This is a genomic window from Streptomyces sp. NBC_00239 (assembly GCF_036194065.1).
Lineage (GTDB): Bacteria > Actinomycetota > Actinomycetes > Streptomycetales > Streptomycetaceae > Streptomyces.
Genome location: NZ_CP108095.1, coordinates 285604 through 302068, shown reverse-complemented (window position 1 = coordinate 302068; position 16465 = coordinate 285604). Strand labels below are relative to the sequence as shown.

At 71.2% G+C, this 16465-nt stretch carries 12 protein-coding genes; 3 read left to right on the top strand and 9 right to left on the bottom strand.

Annotated features, from left to right (window positions below; translation table 11 throughout):
- Positions 1–7: 7 nt before the first annotated feature.
- Entirely contained in the window at positions 8–571 is a 564-nt protein-coding gene (locus OG764_RS01490) for a papain-like cysteine protease family protein (protein ID WP_328966518.1), read from the bottom strand.
- A 749-nt stretch (positions 572–1320) separates the two neighbouring features.
- On the opposite strand from OG764_RS01490, the gene OG764_RS01485 reads away from it, so the two are divergent.
- Positions 1321–3867 carry an RICIN domain-containing protein gene (locus OG764_RS01485; protein ID WP_328972848.1) on the top strand — a complete coding sequence of 849 codons (2547 nt, stop codon included), beginning with the start codon at positions 1321–1323 and terminating at the stop codon, positions 3865–3867.
- 142 nt (positions 3868–4009) lie between these two features.
- Here the strand turns inward: OG764_RS01485 and OG764_RS01480 are convergent, their stop codons facing one another.
- The 7 genes from OG764_RS01480 to xylA form a co-directional block, all read right to left on the bottom strand.
- Positions 4010–4843 carry a hypothetical protein gene (locus OG764_RS01480; RefSeq protein WP_328966517.1) on the bottom strand — a complete coding sequence of 278 codons (834 nt, stop codon included), beginning with the start codon at positions 4841–4843 and terminating at the stop codon, positions 4010–4012.
- Positions 4840–5373, bottom strand: a complete 534-nt coding sequence (locus OG764_RS01475; RefSeq protein WP_328966516.1) for a SigE family RNA polymerase sigma factor — start codon at positions 5371–5373, stop codon at positions 4840–4842. The genes OG764_RS01480 and OG764_RS01475 overlap by 4 nt, the downstream gene beginning before the upstream one ends.
- 122 nt (positions 5374–5495) lie before the next feature.
- Positions 5496–6419, bottom strand: coding sequence for an expansin EXLX1 family cellulose-binding protein (locus OG764_RS01470; protein WP_328966515.1), 924 nt, complete (start codon positions 6417–6419; stop codon positions 5496–5498).
- Between the two features lie 163 nt (positions 6420–6582).
- Positions 6583–7818, bottom strand: coding sequence for a multiple monosaccharide ABC transporter permease (mmsB, locus tag OG764_RS01465; RefSeq protein ID WP_328966514.1), 1236 nt, complete (start codon positions 7816–7818; stop codon positions 6583–6585).
- Between the two features lie 3 nt (positions 7819–7821).
- Entirely contained in the window at positions 7822–9369 is a 1548-nt protein-coding gene (gene mmsA / locus OG764_RS01460; RefSeq protein WP_328966513.1) for a multiple monosaccharide ABC transporter ATP-binding protein, read from the bottom strand.
- A gap of 102 nt (positions 9370–9471) precedes the next feature.
- The gene (gene chvE / locus OG764_RS01455) at positions 9472–10584 is read right to left on the bottom strand and encodes a multiple monosaccharide ABC transporter substrate-binding protein (RefSeq protein ID WP_328966512.1); all 1113 of its coding nucleotides are present in this window, start codon (positions 10582–10584) and stop codon (positions 9472–9474) included.
- A 413-nt stretch (positions 10585–10997) separates the two neighbouring features.
- Entirely contained in the window at positions 10998–12170 is a 1173-nt protein-coding gene (gene xylA / locus OG764_RS01450; RefSeq protein ID WP_328966511.1) for a xylose isomerase, read from the bottom strand.
- Positions 12171–12262: 92 nt separating this feature from the next.
- On the opposite strand from xylA, the gene xylB reads away from it, so the two are divergent.
- Entirely contained in the window at positions 12263–13711 is a 1449-nt protein-coding gene (xylB, locus tag OG764_RS01445) for a xylulokinase (RefSeq protein WP_328966510.1), read from the top strand.
- On the top strand, positions 13708–14919 hold the full coding sequence (locus OG764_RS01440) for an ROK family protein (RefSeq protein ID WP_328966509.1): 1212 nt from the start codon (positions 13708–13710) through the stop codon (positions 14917–14919). Before xylB ends, OG764_RS01440 begins: the two co-directional genes overlap by 4 nt.
- A 29-nt stretch (positions 14920–14948) precedes the next feature.
- On the opposite strand, the gene OG764_RS01435 is transcribed toward OG764_RS01440, so the two are convergent.
- Positions 14949–16391 (bottom strand): GH1 family beta-glucosidase, encoded by a 1443-nt coding sequence (locus tag OG764_RS01435; protein ID WP_328966508.1) that lies wholly within the window; start codon positions 16389–16391, stop codon positions 14949–14951.
- Positions 16392–16465 lie beyond the last annotated feature (74 nt).

Sequence of the window (16465 nt, the reverse complement as noted above, 5' to 3'; positions counted from 1 at the left end):
GCCTGCCTTAGCGGGAGATACCGATGCGGGAATGGGTCCACTTGGACGAGCTGTTGCTCACGTAGTCGTTGTAGTTCCACCACGTGTACGTGGTGGTGTCCGGCCACGGGTCGGCCACGGCGATCGTGCTGTTCGACGTGTCGAAGCCGTAGACCACGTTCATGTGGCCGCCGCCGGACGTCCACCCGATGCGGGCACCGATCGGCCGGGCCGCCTTGACGTCGGTGTACACCTGGTTGAACGTGGCCGCGCTGCTCAGGCCCGAGCCGGTGTGGGCCAGGCCGAGGCTGCTCCAGCCCCTGGCCATGTCGTCGAGCGTGGCGGGCTGGTTGTTGCAGCCGTAGTAGGGCTGAGCCCGGTTGCAGAAGTCCGTCTGTGTTGAGCCGAAGCCCTGGAACTTGGCGATGGTCAGCCCGGAGGCGACCCAACACCACTGGGTCTTCTCCTGCTTCAGCATGCTGATGGTGTCCTGAGCCGCTTCCGCGTGAGCCGTGCCTCCCGCGGCCGCGAGCGATCCCAAGGCGGCCAGCGCGATCGCCGACGCCGTGGTTCCGTACCTGAACCTGCCCATTTTCCTGCCTTCCCCTGATTGGGTACAACGAGATGAACGGGGCAATCTGGCAGGAATATGACAGCGCATCATGTCCGAGGCACATAGGGGTCGTGCAGGAAATTGCCCCCTACGGACTATTCGTCGGGTAATCAGGCGATTCTGGCGCCTACGGCCCACGTCCACCTGCCGAAGCGGATTGTGATGCTCACAACCGGCCCGCCTTCGCTCGCCGTCGCCGCACCCGCCCGGCCTCTCACCGATACTGCGACAGCCCGCGCGAGCGTGCGAGGGCGGTGGATCTTCGCGGCGGCGGCCGCCGTCAGTCGCCCTGGGCCTCGCGGGAGGCGCTCGTTGCAGGCCCGCGCCCGCATCCGGGCGGAGCCGCCGGCCACCGACAGCACGAGGCCCCGGGCGTTGACGCCCGGGGCCTCTCAGTGCACTTCGCTTGACCATCCGGCTCAACGACCGACTGCCCCCGAGGTCACGCCCATTCCAGGCCCAGTGCGGAGGACTTCGGTGGGCGGCAACCTTCTTCGGGGCTGTGGCGACTCACAGGCGACACGAAGACGATCACACCCGCGGATCGTCCGATCACACCGCCGCATGCCGCTGCGCACCGCCGACCGAGCGGGTGCGCGAGGCAGGGCCGGAGCAAGGAGCCCCCCATGAACGAGACGGATCCCACCGCGCACCGTCGCGGTCGGCGCACGCACGCCGCCGGTGGCGAGCGACGTACGCGTGGACGCCACCGCCGGCGCTGGACATCGATGGGTCTGGTGCTGGGCGTACCCGGGGTGCTCGGCCCCTACCTGCTGTTCGTGCAGGCCGACTCGGAGGCCGCGACGTTCGATTCCGGCGGCTACTACGAGGTGGTGTCCGTGCGCAGCGGGAAGGTGCTGGGCGTGCCCGGGGCGGACACAGCGGACGGCGCCTGGACACGGCAGCAGAGCCGCGTGGCCGGTGCCGCGAGTCAGCAATGGCGGCTGAGGCCGACGCGGGACGGCTACTACGAGCTGGAGAACCGCAGCAGTAAGAAGGTCCTCGGTGTGCGAGGTGCCTCCAGGCAGTCGGCGGCGGCCGTCGAGCAGCAGTCCGACCTCGGCGCCTCCGCGCAGCAGTGGAAGATCGAGGAGGTCGGCGGCGCGGCGGTGAAGTTCGTCTCCCGGAGCAGCGGCTTGGTGCTGGACGTGTGGGGCGGCTCCACCGGCGACGGCGTGCCGCTCATCCAGTACGCGGACCGGGGCAGCACCAACCAGCGGTGGAAGCTCGTGAAGGTGGGTGGCCCGGGCAGGTACACCTGGCACAACGCGCAGATCGTCGGTGGCGGGTTCGTCACCGGGCTGGTCTTTAACCCCGCCCGCAAGGACCTGCTGTACGCGCGGACCGACATCGGCGGCGCGTACCGTTGGGACGCGACCGCCGCCCGGTGGACCTCCCTGACCGACTGGATCGGCGGAGGCGACTGGAACCTGCTGGGGATCGAGAGCGTGGCGACCGACCCGGTCGATCCGAACCGCCTGTACCTCGCGAGCGGCACCTACACCAACGACTGGGCGGGCAACGGCGCGATCCTGCGCTCCACCGACCAGGGCAGGACGTTCCAGCGCACCGACCTGCCGTTCAAACTGGGCGGCAACGAGGACGGCCGGTCCATGGGCGAGCGGCTGGCGCTGGACCCCTCCGACCACGGCACGCTCTACCTGGGTACCCGCAAGAACGGGCTCTGGCGGAGCACCGACTACGGCGTGACATGGAGTCAGGTCGGCAGCTTCCCCGTGAAGGACGGGGCGAGCAGCGGAGTCGGCCTCTCCTTCGTGACCTTCGGCCCGTCCGGCAGCCGGACGATCTACGTCGGGGTGGCCGACAAGACCACCTCGCTGTACCGATCCACCGACGGCGGCAGCACCTGGCAGGCCGTGCCCGGCCGGCCCACGGGGCAGCTGCCGCAGCACGGTGTGCTGTCCGGCGACGGCTCGCTCTACCTGACGTACACCAACGCGCCGGGCCCGAACGGCGTGACGGCCGGTTCGGTGTGGAAGCACACTCCGTCCACCGGGGGCTGGAAGAACATCTCGCCGTCCAGCGGCGGTTACGGCTTCGCCGGGCTGGCGGTCGATCCGCAGCGCCCGTCCACGGTCATGGTCACCACGCTGGACCGGTGGTGGCCCTCGGACGAGATCTACCGGTCGGCCGACGGCGGCGACTCCTGGAAGGCGCTCGGCGCGACCTCGGTCCGGGACAACTCCGCAGCGCCCTACGTGGGCACCGGCATCGGTCACTGGATGGGCGCCCTGGCCATCGACCCCTTCGATTCCGGGCGCGTGCTGTACGGCACCGGGTCGGGGATATGGGGCAGCAACGACGTGACCGCGGCGGACACCGGGCGGGCGACACACTGGACCATCCCGGCCAAGGGCCTGGAGGAGACCGCGACTCTCGGACTGATCAAGCCCCCCGGTCTTCCTCTGATCAGTGCGCTCGGCGATGTCAGCGGGTTCCGGCACGAGGACCTCACCAAGGTGCCCGCCAAGGCGCTGTCCGGACCGCTGTTCACCAACACCACGGGTATCGACTTCGCCCAGTCGAAGCCGCAGTTCATGGTGCGGGTCGGTCTCGGTGGTGAGCAGCACGGGGCCTACTCGACCGACGGCGGAGTCGACTGGACACCCTTCCCCGCAGCGCCGGTGCGCGACGCGGGCGGCGGTTCCGTTGCCGTCTCGGCGGACGGCGCCGCCGTGGTGTGGGCCCCCGATGGGCAGGTCCCGTATTCCTCGACCAACCGCGGTTCGGCCTGGACGGCGGCCTCCGGTCTGCCCAAGGGCACGGCCGTGGTGGCCGACCGTTCGGCGGCGAACACCTTCTACGCCCTCGGTGGCGGCACCCTGTACGCCAGCACCGACGGCGGGAAGAACTTCACCGCCCGGGCCACGGGCCTGGGCGGCGGGCAATTGAGGGCGGTTCCGGGCCTCGCAGGTGACCTGTGGATCGCCGGCGGGGGCAACGGACTCCTCCACTCCACCAACGGGGGGAGGAGCTTCGGCAAGCTCGGCGCCGTGGAGCGGGCGAGCGGCGTCGGCTTCGGCAAGGCGGCCCCGGGTGCCGGGTACCAGGCGCTCTACCTCTCCGGGCAGGTGAAGGGGGTCATCGGGCTGTTCCGTTCCACCGACGGCGGCTCGGTCTGGGTCCGGATCAACGACGACCGGCACCAGTTCGGTGGCAGCGCCATCAGCGTCATCAGTGGCGACCCCGACGTGTACGGGCGGGTGTACCTGGGCGGCTACGGCCGTGGCGTGGTGTACGGCGACCCGTCCTGATCGCTTCGGCCCGTGGGCGTGCGGCGGCCGGCGCCGTTCTGCCCACGGGCCGGGGGGAGCGGGGCCACGCGCCGCTCGGCGAGGGTCCGGCAGGCCGCGCGCAGGTGCGTGGGCGGTTTCCGACCCCGCTGCGCGCACGGCCTCATCGTGCCGGGGTGAAGCCGCCCCGGACCGAGAGGGCGCCGCGGGGACCGTTGGCGTCGATGCGGTAGCCGTCGTGCCCGGCCTCGCGCTCGCCGGCGGCGTGGTTGTACTGGCCGGCGAAGATGTGCTGCCCGGCCGGGACCGTACGGCCCGGCTTGAGGATCCAGCGGTAGACCAGGGCCGCACCTTCGTCACGGACGGCGACGGTGAAGTCGTCCGCGGGCAGTGTCCGCCAACTGCCGGTGTTCTGCACTCCGCCGGTCTGTGTGATGCGCAGTTCCACGGTGAGTGCGGTGAGCGGCTGGGTCGTCCTGAGGGTGATGTCGGCCTGCGCCCAGTAGGCGTTGCTGCTCGGGTTCACGGAGCCTGCCGACGACAGAGGGCCGTCCTGAACGTGCGCGCTGCCGGGCCGGGACGAGTCGGCGCTGCCTGACGGCGTGGGGCCGGGGCTCGTCGAGGGCGAGCGGTCCGGTGTGGTCGGGCCGCCGGCGGCGGGCGCCGACGGCGTCGGGCGGGCCGTCCCGGACGCGGACGGCGCGGACGATGCGGAGGGTGCGGAAGGTGTGGACGGTGCGGCGGGGGTGACCGAGACGGTCGGCCGGGCCGGCGGTGACCGGACGATGGCGGCGACGGCGAAACCACCGACCGCCAGGGTGCCGACCGCGGTGAGGGAGGCGAGCGCGACCCTGGGCCAGGGCCTCGCGCCGGACGGCTCGCGGCGGCGGCCGGGGGCGCCGGACATGCCGCGTTCCACGCGTGCCAGGATCCGGGCGCGGTCGGGCTGGTGGGCCTCGGCGGCTGCCCGCAGCCGCCCGTTGAGCTCCTCGTTCATCGGCTCCTCCTCCCCGCCAACAGTTCCCCGGCTGCTCCAGTGGTGCCCAGCATCCGTTCCAGTTCGGCCATTCCCTTCGAGGTCTGGCTCTTCACCGTACCGACCGATATTCCGAGTGCCAGCGCGGTGTCCTTCTCCGACAGGTCGAAGGCGTGCCGCAGGACCACGCACGTCCGCTTCCGGAACGGCAACCGGGCGAGAGCGGTCCGCACGTCCACCACGGCGGCCACGTCCGTACCGTGCGACGGCTCGGCACCGCGGGACCAGAACAAGGCGATCCGGCGGCGCTCGCGCACCGCGCTGCGGATCCGTGACCGTGCCAGGTTGGCGACCACGCCGCGGGCGTACGCGAGGGGGTGCTCGGCTTGGCGCAGCCGGTCCCAGCGCTGCCACAGCGCGATCAGGGCGTCCGCGGCCAGATCGTCGGCACCGTCTGCTTCGCCGGTCAGCAGGTGTGCGAACCGGGCGAGTTCGGCGTAGTGGCGTTCGAAGAAGTCGTGGAATTCCGCGGACGCGTCATCGAGGACCATGTCCGGCGGTCGCCCCTTTCGCAAATGTGTTCGTTAATTCGGGCGGCAGCGTATCAGCGCCCGGTACCACTCAGGACACTCCGATCCGCCGCACCGGAGCCGCCACCCGGCTGCGGCGCGGTTCAGTGCGCGGCGAACTGGACCCGGGTCGGTTGTGCGACGTTCGGCAGCAGCGCGGTGCCCTCGACGATCAGCCGCTCTCCGTGGATGTCGGTGATCCTCATCGCGCCGCCGCACCCCCTGCCGTCGGGGGAGAGGAAGTAGTTGTAGTCGGTGCGGGGCAGTCTCCGCCAGCCCTTGGCGGTGCGTACCTCAAGCCGTGCGACCGGGTTGCGGTGGTCGATCACCTGGATGCCGCACCAGTGGGGGCTGGACCCGGTCTTGTACCGGATGGAGATCGTGCCGGACGTCTTGGGGCTCAGCAGGCGCCAGGTGATGGGGATGCGGCCGACCTTGGGATCGGCCAGTTTCGCGAAGGCCTGTTGGCTGAGGTCCAGTTGCCCGGGTGCGCAGGGCAGTGGGCATTCGTTGGTGATCCGGACCGTGATCGAAGCGCCGTTCGCGGCGCGGACGCGCACGTACGCGCCGCACGCCCTGGACGACTCGTAGTCGGTGGTGTTCATCGCCGCGATCATGAGGTCGTCGCTCGGGCCGAACAGGCAGGCGCCGTTGCCGTCGCCGGCGGCGTAGGCGGTGGCGACACCCCTGTAGGTGGTCCCGGGCTGGATGCGTCCTGCCGACGGTGCCGGGGTGGACGCCGCCGGTGGGGTCGTCTTCGCCGAGGGCTGTGGCGTCCCCGCGGTGGTCGTCGCGGTGGCCGCGCTCGGGGTCGCCGCGGCATGCGGGCTGTCCGTGGGGGGCGCGGGGCTCGTCGGGGCCGAGTGCGGTGTGGCTTCCACCTGGGTGGCGGCGGGGGCGGCCGCCACGTCGGTCCGGGCCCCGGCCTTGGTGCCGGCCCCGGCCTTGGCCTCGGGGCCGGGGGACATGGCCGTCACCAGGCAGAAGAGGACGCCCGCGGCGGTCAGTGTCACTGTCGTACCCAGCATCAGCCTGTGTCGACGCCTGCGCTGCCGCGCGGCCTGCCGTGCAGTCTTCATGTCGGTCCGTTCGAAGATTCGAGTCGAGGTGCACTGCCTGGTCGCCGCAGGATGCGAAAAGGTTGCCGACGACGGGAAGCGGACGCGCGGCGGGGGAGGGGCGAGGACACCGTCAGGCTCCGGCCTTGCGCTTGTTGTAGACGTCGAAGCCGACGGCCGCCAGCAGGACCAGGCCCTTGATCACCTGCTGGTAGTCGGTACCCACGCCGACCAGCGACATGCCGTTGTTCAGCACGCCCAGCACCAGACCGCCGGTGAGCGCTCCGATGACGGTTCCCACACCGCCGCTCGCGGAGGCGCCGCCGATGAAGGCGGCGGCGATCGCCTCCAACTCGAAGTTGATGCCGGCCTGCGGCGTACCGGCGTTGAGCCGCGCGGCGAAGACCATCCCGGCCAGGGCCGCGAGGACGCCCATGTTCACGAAGGCCAGGAAGACGACCCGCTTGCTCTTCACCCCGGACAGCCGCGCCGCCGCCTCATTGCCGCCGATGGCGTAGGTGTGCCGGCCGAGGATCGAATTGCGCATCACGTACCCGAAGCCGACCAGCAGGACGCCGAGGATCAGCAGAACCACCGGCACCCCCTGGTAGCTGGCCAGCAGCAGCGTGAAGGCCACCACGGCCGCGCTGATCGCGCCGAGCTTCACGAGGAACAGCCCGGTCGGGAGCGGTTCCAGCCCGTACGAGGCGGCCCGCCGCCGTCCGCGCACCTCCTGGAGGATCGCGACGGCCAACACCGTGAAGCCCAGCAGGAGAGTGAGGTTGTGGTAGTCGGTGGCGGGGCCGACCGCGGGAAGGAAGCCACTGCTGATGTTCTGGAAGCCCTTGGGGAACGGCGCGACCGACTGGCCCTGCAGGAGGATCTGGGTGCCGCCGCGGAACAGCAGCATGCCGGCCAGCGTGACGATGAACGAGGGGATCCCGAGATAGGCGATCCAGAACCCCTGCCAGGCTCCGGCGAGAGCCCCGATCAGCAGTGCGGCCACCAGCGCCACCGGCCAGGCCATCTTGTGCTCGACCATCATCACCGCCGCGGCCGCCCCGACGAAGGCGGCGAGCGACCCGACCGACAGGTCGATGTGCCCGGCGATGATGACGATCATCATGCCGATGGCCAGGATGAGGATGTAGCCGTTCTGCTGGATCAGATTGGTGATGTTGAGCGGCTGGAGCAGGATGCCGTCCGTCCAGAACTGGAACAGCAGCACGATCAGCGCCAGCGCGAGCAGCATCCCGTACTGGCGCAGGTTGCCGCGCAACGCTCGGGCCAGTACGGCACCGGCCGACGGCCGTTGGCCGGTCCCCGGTGCGCGGGGCGTGGTGTCCGGGGTGGTCTTGGTCTGGGCCATGCCTCACACCTGCTTGTCGGGGGATGCCGCACTCATGGTCATGAGCCGCATGAGGGATTCCTGGGTGGCGTCCGCGCGGGTGACTTCACCGGTGATCCGGCCTGCGGCCATGGTGTAGATCCGGTCGCACAGGCCCAGGAGTTCGGGGAGTTCGGAGGAGATGACGAGTACCGCCTTGCCCTCGGCGGCGAGTTCGGCGATGACGGTGTAGATCTCCGCCTTGGCACCGATGTCGATGCCCCGGGTGGGCTCGTCGAGGATCAGCACCTGCGGCTCGGCGAAGATCCACTTGCTGAGGACGACCTTCTGCTGGTTGCCGCCGCTGAGCTTGCCGGTCTCCGCGAACACCGAGGGGGCCTTGATGTTCATGGTCCGCCGGAACGATTCGGCGATCCGTGCCTCCTCGTGCCGGTCGACCCAGCCCCGCCTGGCGACCTTGCCGAGGGCGCTCAGCGAGATGTTCCGGCTGATGTCGTCGTTGAGGTTGAGGCCGAGCTGCTTGCGGTCCTCGGTCACGTACGCGATGCCGTGTCCGATCGCCTCCGGTACCGTCCGGGTGCGGATCTCCCGGCCGTCCAGCCGCACCCGGCCGCCGGTCCACCGTCCGTACGAGCGGCCGAAGACGCTCATGGCCAGTTCGGTGCGGCCGGCGCCCATGAGGCCGGCGATGCCGACGATCTCGCCGCGACGGACGTTCAGCGAGACGCCGTCGACCACCTTGCGGCGGTGGTCGATCGGGTGCCGGACGCTCCAGTCCTCGATCTCGAAGGCGACCTCGCCGATCTCCGGTGCGCGCTCGGGGTAGCGGTGTTCCAGGTCGCGGCCGACCATGCCGCGGATGATCCGCTCCTCGGAGATGCCCTCGGGACCGATCGCGATGGTCTCGATGGTCCGCCCGTCGCGCAGGATGGTGACGCTGTCGGCGACCCGGGCGATCTCGTTCAGCTTGTGCGAGATGAGGATGCAGGAGATGCCCTGGGCTTTGAGTTCGAGGATCAGGTCGAGCAGCTTGCGGCTGTCCTCGTCGTTCAGAGCGGCAGTCGGCTCGTCCAGGATGAGGAGCTTGACCTTCTTGGCGAGCGCCTTGGCGATCTCGACCAACTGCTGTTTGCCCACGCCGAGATCGGCGATCCTGGTGTGCGGGCTCTCGGCGAGTCCGACCTGCCGGATCAGTGCGGCGGCGTGGGTCAGCGTCTTGTGCCAGCTGATGACGCCCCGGCTGGCGTGCTCGTTGCCGAGGAAGATGTTCTCGGCGATGGACAGGTAGGGAACCAGCGCGAGTTCCTGGTGGATGATCACGATGCCGCGCTGCTCGCTGGCCCGGATGTCCCGGAACCGGCAGGGCTCGCCCTCGAAGTAGATCTCGCCCTGGTAGCCGCCGTGCGGGTGGACCCCGCTGAGCACCTTCATCAGGGTGGACTTGCCGGCGCCGTTCTCACCGCAGACGGCGTGCACCTCGCCGGCCGCGACGGTCAGGTTGACCTCGGAGAGGGCCTTGACGCCGGGAAACGTCTTGCTGATCGACCGCATCTCGAGAACGGGTCGGGCCATGGTTGTGCATCCGTATCGTCGGGGCGGTGCGGTGCCGGGCGGTCTCCCGGGCGCCGCACCGCCGGTTCGGCGTCGCCGGACCCGTCGGGCGGGCCCCGTGGGCTACTTGAGCTGGTCCGCGGTGTACTGGCCGCTGTCCACCAGGACCTTCCGGTAGTTCTCCTTGTCGACGCTGACCGGCTGGAGCAGCTGCGCCGGTACGGTCTTGACGCCGTTGTCGTACTGACCGGTGTCGTTGACCTCGGGCTTGCCGCCGGTCAGCAGCGCGTCGCCCATCTGGACCGCGGCCTTGGCCAGTTGGCGGGTGTCCTTGTAGACGGTCTGGGTCTGCTCGCCCGCGATGATCGACTTCACCGAGGCCAGCTCGCCGTCCTGGCCCGTGACGACGGGCAGTGGCCGGCCGGCGCCGTAGCCGACGCCCTTGAGCGAGGAGATGATGCCGATCGAGATGCCGTCGTACGGCGAGAGCACGGCGTCGACGCGGGCGGCGGTGTACGACTTGCTCAGCAGGTTGTCCATCCGGGACTGGGCGAGACCGCCGTCCCAGCGCAGTGTGGCGATCTGGTTGAGGGAGGTCTGACCGCTCCGCACGACCAGCTTCTTGTTGTCGATGTACGGCTTGAGGACGCTCATCGCGCCGTTGTAGAAGAACGCGGCGTTGTTGTCGTCCGGTGAACCGGCGAACAGCTCGATGTTGAAGGGGCCCTTGCCGTTCTTGATGCCGAGCTTGTCGACGATGTAACTGCCCTGGAGGACACCGACCTTGTAGTTGTCGAAGGTCGCGTAGTAGTCGACGTTCCCGGTGCCGCGAATCAACCTGTCGTAGGAGATGACGGGGATGTGGGCGTCGGCGGCCTTCTGTAGCACGTTCGTGAGCGAGGAGCCGTCGATGGCGGCGATCACCAGTAGCTTGGCGCCCTTGGTGATCATGTTCTCCACCTGGGAGACCTGGTTCTCCACGACGTTGTCGCCGTACTGGAGGTCGGTCTTGTAACCCTTGGCCTGGAACTCCTTGACCATGTTGGTGCCGTCGTTGATCCAGCGCTCCGAGGACTTGGTCGGCATCGCGATGCCGATGAGGCCGCCCTTGGCGTTCCCGCCGGCCGCTCCGTCGCCGGCTCCGTCGCCCGCCGCCGTTCCGTTGGCGCTCTGGCCGCAGGCCGCCAGCGACAGCGTCAGACCCAGGGCGACAAGGCTCGCTGAAAGCTTCCGCACAGTTCCTCCAGTGGTGTTCCGCGACCGGCACGGTGCGACCCGGCTGGGACAACCGGAAGCGGTCGAGCGCGGTCGGCCGGGAGTCGTTTCCTCGCGCTGTGCGAAGTCCGGGTTCGCAGCGGCTCCGGCCTGGCGATACCTGAGTGTTAACGCTCACAAGAGTGTCGTCAAGAGTCTGTTCGGATCACTGTCGGGGCAACGGCGGTGCAGGGGATCGGCCTCCTCTGCGGGGCGCCTCCGCATCGGCACGTCAGGTCCGCCGTTGACTCGGCATGACGTTTGTTAACGCTCACACCGCTGCGCTTCGCCGAGAGAGGCCACCCGGGAACGGCGCGAGGCCAGGTCTCCTGGTGGTCGCCTCGTGGCAGAGCCGGCACGTGGAACGTCACGGCCCGGCGCCCGGGTGCTCCGGCTCAGCGGGCGCCGAGGAGGTGTTCGAGGGCGAGCTGGTCCAGCTGTTCGAAGGCCATGCCGCGGCGGGCGGCGGCATCGACGTCGAAGTCGTCGAAGGCGGACCGGTCGGCCAGGAGCCCGGCCAGGCCGTCCTCGGCCGTGGGGAGGGCGAGTTCGGGCAGCCTGGAGGCGGCGAGCGCGGCCTGGACCTCCGGATCGGACCGGAAGGCGCGGGAGCGCTGCGCCAGGAGCAGGTAGTTGCGCATGCACGCGGCCGCCGAGGCCCAGACGCCGGCCAAGTCCTCCGTGCGCGGCGGCTTGAAGTCGAAGTGGCGGGGGCCGTCGTAGCCCGCCGACTCGAGCAGGTCGACCAGCCAGAAGGCCTGGCGCAGGTCGCCCGCGCCGAAGCGCAGGTCCTGGTCGTACTTGATGCCGGTCTGGCCGTTGAGGTCGATGTGGAACAGTTTGCCGTGCCACAGCGCCTGGGCGATGCCGTGCGGAAAGTTCAGCCCGGCCATCTGTTCGTGGCCGACCTCCGGGTTGAGGCCGACCCGCTCGGGCCGCTCCAACTCGTTGATGAACGCCAGGGCGTGGCCGATCGTGGGCAGCAGGATGTCGCCGCGCGGCTCGTTGGGCTTGGGTTCGATCGCGAAGCGCAGGTCGTAGCCCTGGGTCTCGACGTACTCGCCCAGCAGGTCGAAGGCCTCCTTCAGTCGGTCGAGGGCGGTGCGCACGTCCTTGGCCGCGCCCGACTCCGCGCCCTCGCGGCCGCCCCACGCCACGTAGACCGAGGCGCCGAGTTCCACGGCCAGGTCGATGTTGCGGATCGTCTTGCGCAGCGCGTACCGGCGTACGTCCCGGTCGTTGGCGGTGAAGGCGCCGTCCTTGAACACCGGGTGGGTGAAGAGGTTGGTGGTGGCCATCGGCACCTTCAGCCCGGCCGTGTCGAGTGCGGTGCGGAAGCGCTTGACCGCCTGCTCGCGGGCGGCGTCGCCGGCGGCGAAGGGGATCAGGTCGTCGTCGTGGAACGTGACGCCGTAGGCGCCGAGCCAGGCCAGTCGCTCCACGGTCTCGACCGGGTCGAGGGCGGGCCGGGTGGCGTTGCCGAAGGGGTCCCGCCCCTGCCAGCCGACGGTCCACAGGCCGAAGGTGAACCTGTGCGCGGGGACGGGGACGAGCGGGTCGCTGGTCATGAGGCGCTCCGGATCAGGCCGAGGTCTATTTGTAATGGCGAAAAACAAATTAGTATGCCGAGACGCCAGAAGGAACCCCACCGGAGGAACGCATGTCCGCACAACGTGTCGTGATCGGTGTCGACAGCTCGACCCAGGCCACCAAGGCACTCGCCGTCGACCTGGAGACCGGCGCCGTCCTGGGCGAGGGCCGCGCCGCGCACGCCGTCAGCGCGGGCGCCGGCCGCGAGAGCGATCCCGAACAGTGGTGGCGGGCGTTCGGGAAGGCCGTGGCGGGCACCGGCTGGGCGGATCGCGCCGCCGCCTGCTCGATCGCCGGCCAGCAGCACGGCCTGGTCACCCTCGACACAGCCGGCGAACCGGTGCGCCCGGCGCTGCTGTGGAACGACGTCCGCTCCGCCCCGCAGGCCGCCGAACTCACCGCCGCCTTCGGCCCGGCAGAGCTCGCCCGCCGCACCGGCAGCGTCCCGACGGCCGCCTTCACCTCCGCCAAGTGGGCCTGGCTGCGCGCGAACGAGCCTGCCGCCGCCGACCGCGTCGCGGCCGTCCGCCTGCCCCACGACTTCCTGACGGAGCGGCTGACCGGCGAGGCGGCGACGGACCGCGGGGACGCCTCGGGAACCGGCTGGTGGGGCCCGGACGGCTACGACCAAGAGGTCCTCGGCCGGATCGGACTCGACGCCGAGCTGCTGCCAGAGGTCCTCCCGCCGGGCGCCCGGGCGGGCCTGGTCCGAACCGGGATGCCACTGCGCGAGGGCGCGCTGATGGCCACCGGGACCGGCGACAACATGGCCGCCGCCCTCGGGCTGGGCCTGACCCCCGGACGCCCGGTGCTGAGCCTCGGCACCTCCGGCACCGTCTACGCCGTCGGCCGGACCCGGCCCGCAGACCCCAGCGGAACCGTCGCCGGCTTCGCCGATGCCCTCGGCGGCTGGCTGCCGCTCGCCTGCACGCTCAACTGCACCGTCGCCGTCGACCGCTTCGCCGCCCTCGTCGGCCGCGACCGCGAGGACGTCGAGGCGGGCGGCACGGTGGTGGTCCTTCCCCATCTGGACGGCGAGCGCACTCCCGACCTCCCGCATGCTTCCGGCCTGGTCCACGGCCTGCGCCACGACACCACACCGGGACAGCTTCTCCAGGCCGCCTACGACGGCGCCGCCCACGCCCTGCTCGCGGCCCTGGACGACGTACTGCGCGCCGGAGGCGAGAACCCGGCCCCCGACGAACCCCTGCTGCTGATCGGCGGCGGAGCCCGCGGCCCGGCCTGGCAGCGGACCGTCCTGCGGCTGTCCGGCCGAGCCGTTCAGGTGCCCGCGGCCCGGGAACCGGTCGCGCTCGGGGCCGCCGCCCAGGCCGCCGCACTGCTCACCGGGGAGACCGCCGACGCCGTCGCCCGGCGCTGGCGGACCGCCGAGGGCCGGGTACTGGAGCCCGTACCCCGTGACGACGACGCGCTCGAACGGATCACCAGTACGCTGCGGCGGGCGCGTGCCTTGCAGGAGGTGCCGCCGGAAGCGCGACAGGGAGGACCGGGTCGATGACGGTGATCGGCAGGGCGGGCGGGGGTGTGGAGACCGCACCCGCCTCGCAGCAGGGGATGCGCCGGCAGAACCTCGCGGCGGTGATCGGCGCGGTCGCCGCGCACGGCCCGCTCTCGCGGGCGCACGTCGCCGGGCACACGGGCCTGACCAGGCCGGCCGTCTCCTCCCTGGTCGACGAGCTCATCGGCCGCGGCGCGCTGACCGAGACGGACACGACGCCCAGCGGACGCGTCGGCCGCCCCGGACGGGCACTGGCCTTGAACGACCGGGGTCCCGCGGGCCTCGGCCTGGAAATCGGTGTCACCCATCTCGCGGCGTGCATCGTGGACCTGCGCGGCGAACCCCGGGTGTGGCGCCGGGTGGAGCGGGCCAACGCGAGCCGGCCCGCCGGGCAGGTACTGGCGGAGGCCGCCGCGCTGGGCGCTGACGCGGAGGCCGAGGCCGCCACCCTCGGCCTGCACGTGGAGGGCCGCGTCCTGGCCGTGCCGGGGGTGGTACCGAACGACCCGGGTGGGCTGGTCGCGAACGCCCCCAATCTCGGCTGGCAGGCCGTCCGCCCCGCCGACCACTGGCCCGACCCCGACACCGTGCCCGTGCCGGAGAACGAGGCCAACCTCGGGGCGCTGGCCGAGCAGTGGCACGAGGGACACCCCGCCGAGACCTTCGTACACGTCTCCGCCGAGGCCGGAATCGGTGCCGCACTGGTCGTCGGCGGGCAGCTGTTCCGCGGCGCCCGCGGCTTCGCTGGCGAACTCGGCCACCTGCCCGTCCACCCGGAGGGCGCCCGCTGCGCCTGCGGGGCACGCGGCTGCCTGGAGCAGTACGCGGGCGAAGCGGCCGTGCTGCGCGAAGCCGGGCTCGCGCACGTCGGAGACCCGGTGGCCCTGCTGGCCGAGCGGGCAGACGCCGGGGACGCGGCGACCCTGCGCGCCCTGGACCGCGCAGGACGGGCCCTGGGTCTCGCCCTCACCTCGGCGGTGAACCTGATCGACCCGGACGGCGTCGTCCTGGGCGGCGCCTACGCCGAACTCGCCGACTGGCTCATCCCGTCCATCCGCGCCGAGCTCGCCGCCCGCATCACCGTCCGGCCCTGGACCCCGGAGGCGGTACGCCCCTCCGCCCTGGGGCGCCGCGGACCGGTGCTGGGTGCGGCATGGTCGACCGTCCGACAGATCATCGCCGACCCCACCCGCCTGGCCATCCGCTAGCGCCGTGGCGGGAGGGTCCCCGTGCCCGGCTACGCCTTCCCAGGAGCGTGCAGCTGTCCCGTCCGGGCCACGCGGGAGTACCAGTGCGCGCTCGATTTGGGAGTGCGCTTCAGGGTGTCGTAGTCGACGTGGATGGCGCCGAACCGTTTGGCGTATCCGTACGCCCACTCGAAGTTGTCGAGCAGCGACCAGAGGAAGTAGCCGCGCACGTCCGCCCCGGCGGCGATCGCCCGGTGCACGGCGTCGAGGTGGGCGTGGACGTAGGCGGCGCGCTCGGGGTCGTGGACCGTGCCGTCGGCACCGACCTCGTCCTCGTAGGCGGCGCCGTTCTCACTGACCACGAGCGGCAGCCCGGGGTACCGGGCGGCGGTCCGGGTCAGCAGGTCGTAGAGGGCGCTCGGGTCGACCGGCCAACCCATTGCCGTCCGTTCGCCCGGTGCCCGGTGGAAGGCGACGTCGTCCGCCCCTGGCCAGGGGGAGTACTCGCTGTTGCCGTGCCCGTCGTCCTGCGGTACCCCTTCGCCCTCCGCTGCGTGCGAGACGACCGTCGGGGTGTAGTAGTTCACGGCGAGCAGGTCCAGGGGCTGGTGCACCGTGGCGCTGTCGCCGTCGCGGACGAAGGACCAGTCGGTCAGGTGCGCGGTGTCCACCAGCAGGTCCTGGGGGTAGCCGCCCTCCAGCATCGGTCCCAGCCAGATCCGGTTGCCCACGGCGTCGATGCGGCGGGCCGCTTCCCGGTCCTCCGGTGAAGAGGTCAGGGGGCGGACCTCGTGGAGGTTGAGGGAGACCGCGAGCTGAGCATCGGCGGGCAGCGCTGCCCGCAGGGCCTGGACGGCGAGGCCGTGACCGAGGTTGAGGTGATGGGCCGCGCGCAGGGCGGCGACCGGGTTCGTGCGGCCAGGGGCGTGGACGCCGGAGGCGTAGCCGAGGAACGCGCTGCACCAGGGCTCGTTGAGCGTGATCCAATGCTTGACCCGGTCTCCGAGGGCATCGCCCACGAGGCCCGCGTACTCGGCGAACCGCTCGGCGGTCGAGCGCTCCGGCCAGCCGCCCGCGTCCTCCAGGTCCTGCGGCAGGTCCCAGTGGTAGAGGGTGAGCGCGGGTGTGACGCCCGCGGCGAGCAGCTCGTCGACGAGCCGGCGGTAGAAGTCCAGGCCCTTCTGGACGGCGGGGCCCCGGCCGGTCGGCTGTACGCGTGACCAGGACACGGAGAACCGGTAGGCCCCCAGGCCGAGTTCGGACATGAGACGGACGTCCTCGGGGAACCGGTGGTAGTGGTCCACGGCCACGTCACCGGTGTGGCCTTCGAAGACCTTGCCCGGGGTATGGGAGAAGGTGTCCCAGATGGACGGGGTCCGGCCGTCCTCACGGGCGGCGCCCTCGATCTGGTACGCGGCGGTGGCCGTGCCCCAGAGGAAGTCGGGCGGGAAGGTGCGGGTGGCGGTGAGGGGCCGGGTCTCGGACGCGGTCATAGGAGAGCGCTCCCAACGCAGGTTCGGATGAAGTCGTGCCGGATGTAGCGGTGCCGGAAGGCGGGGGGCGAACA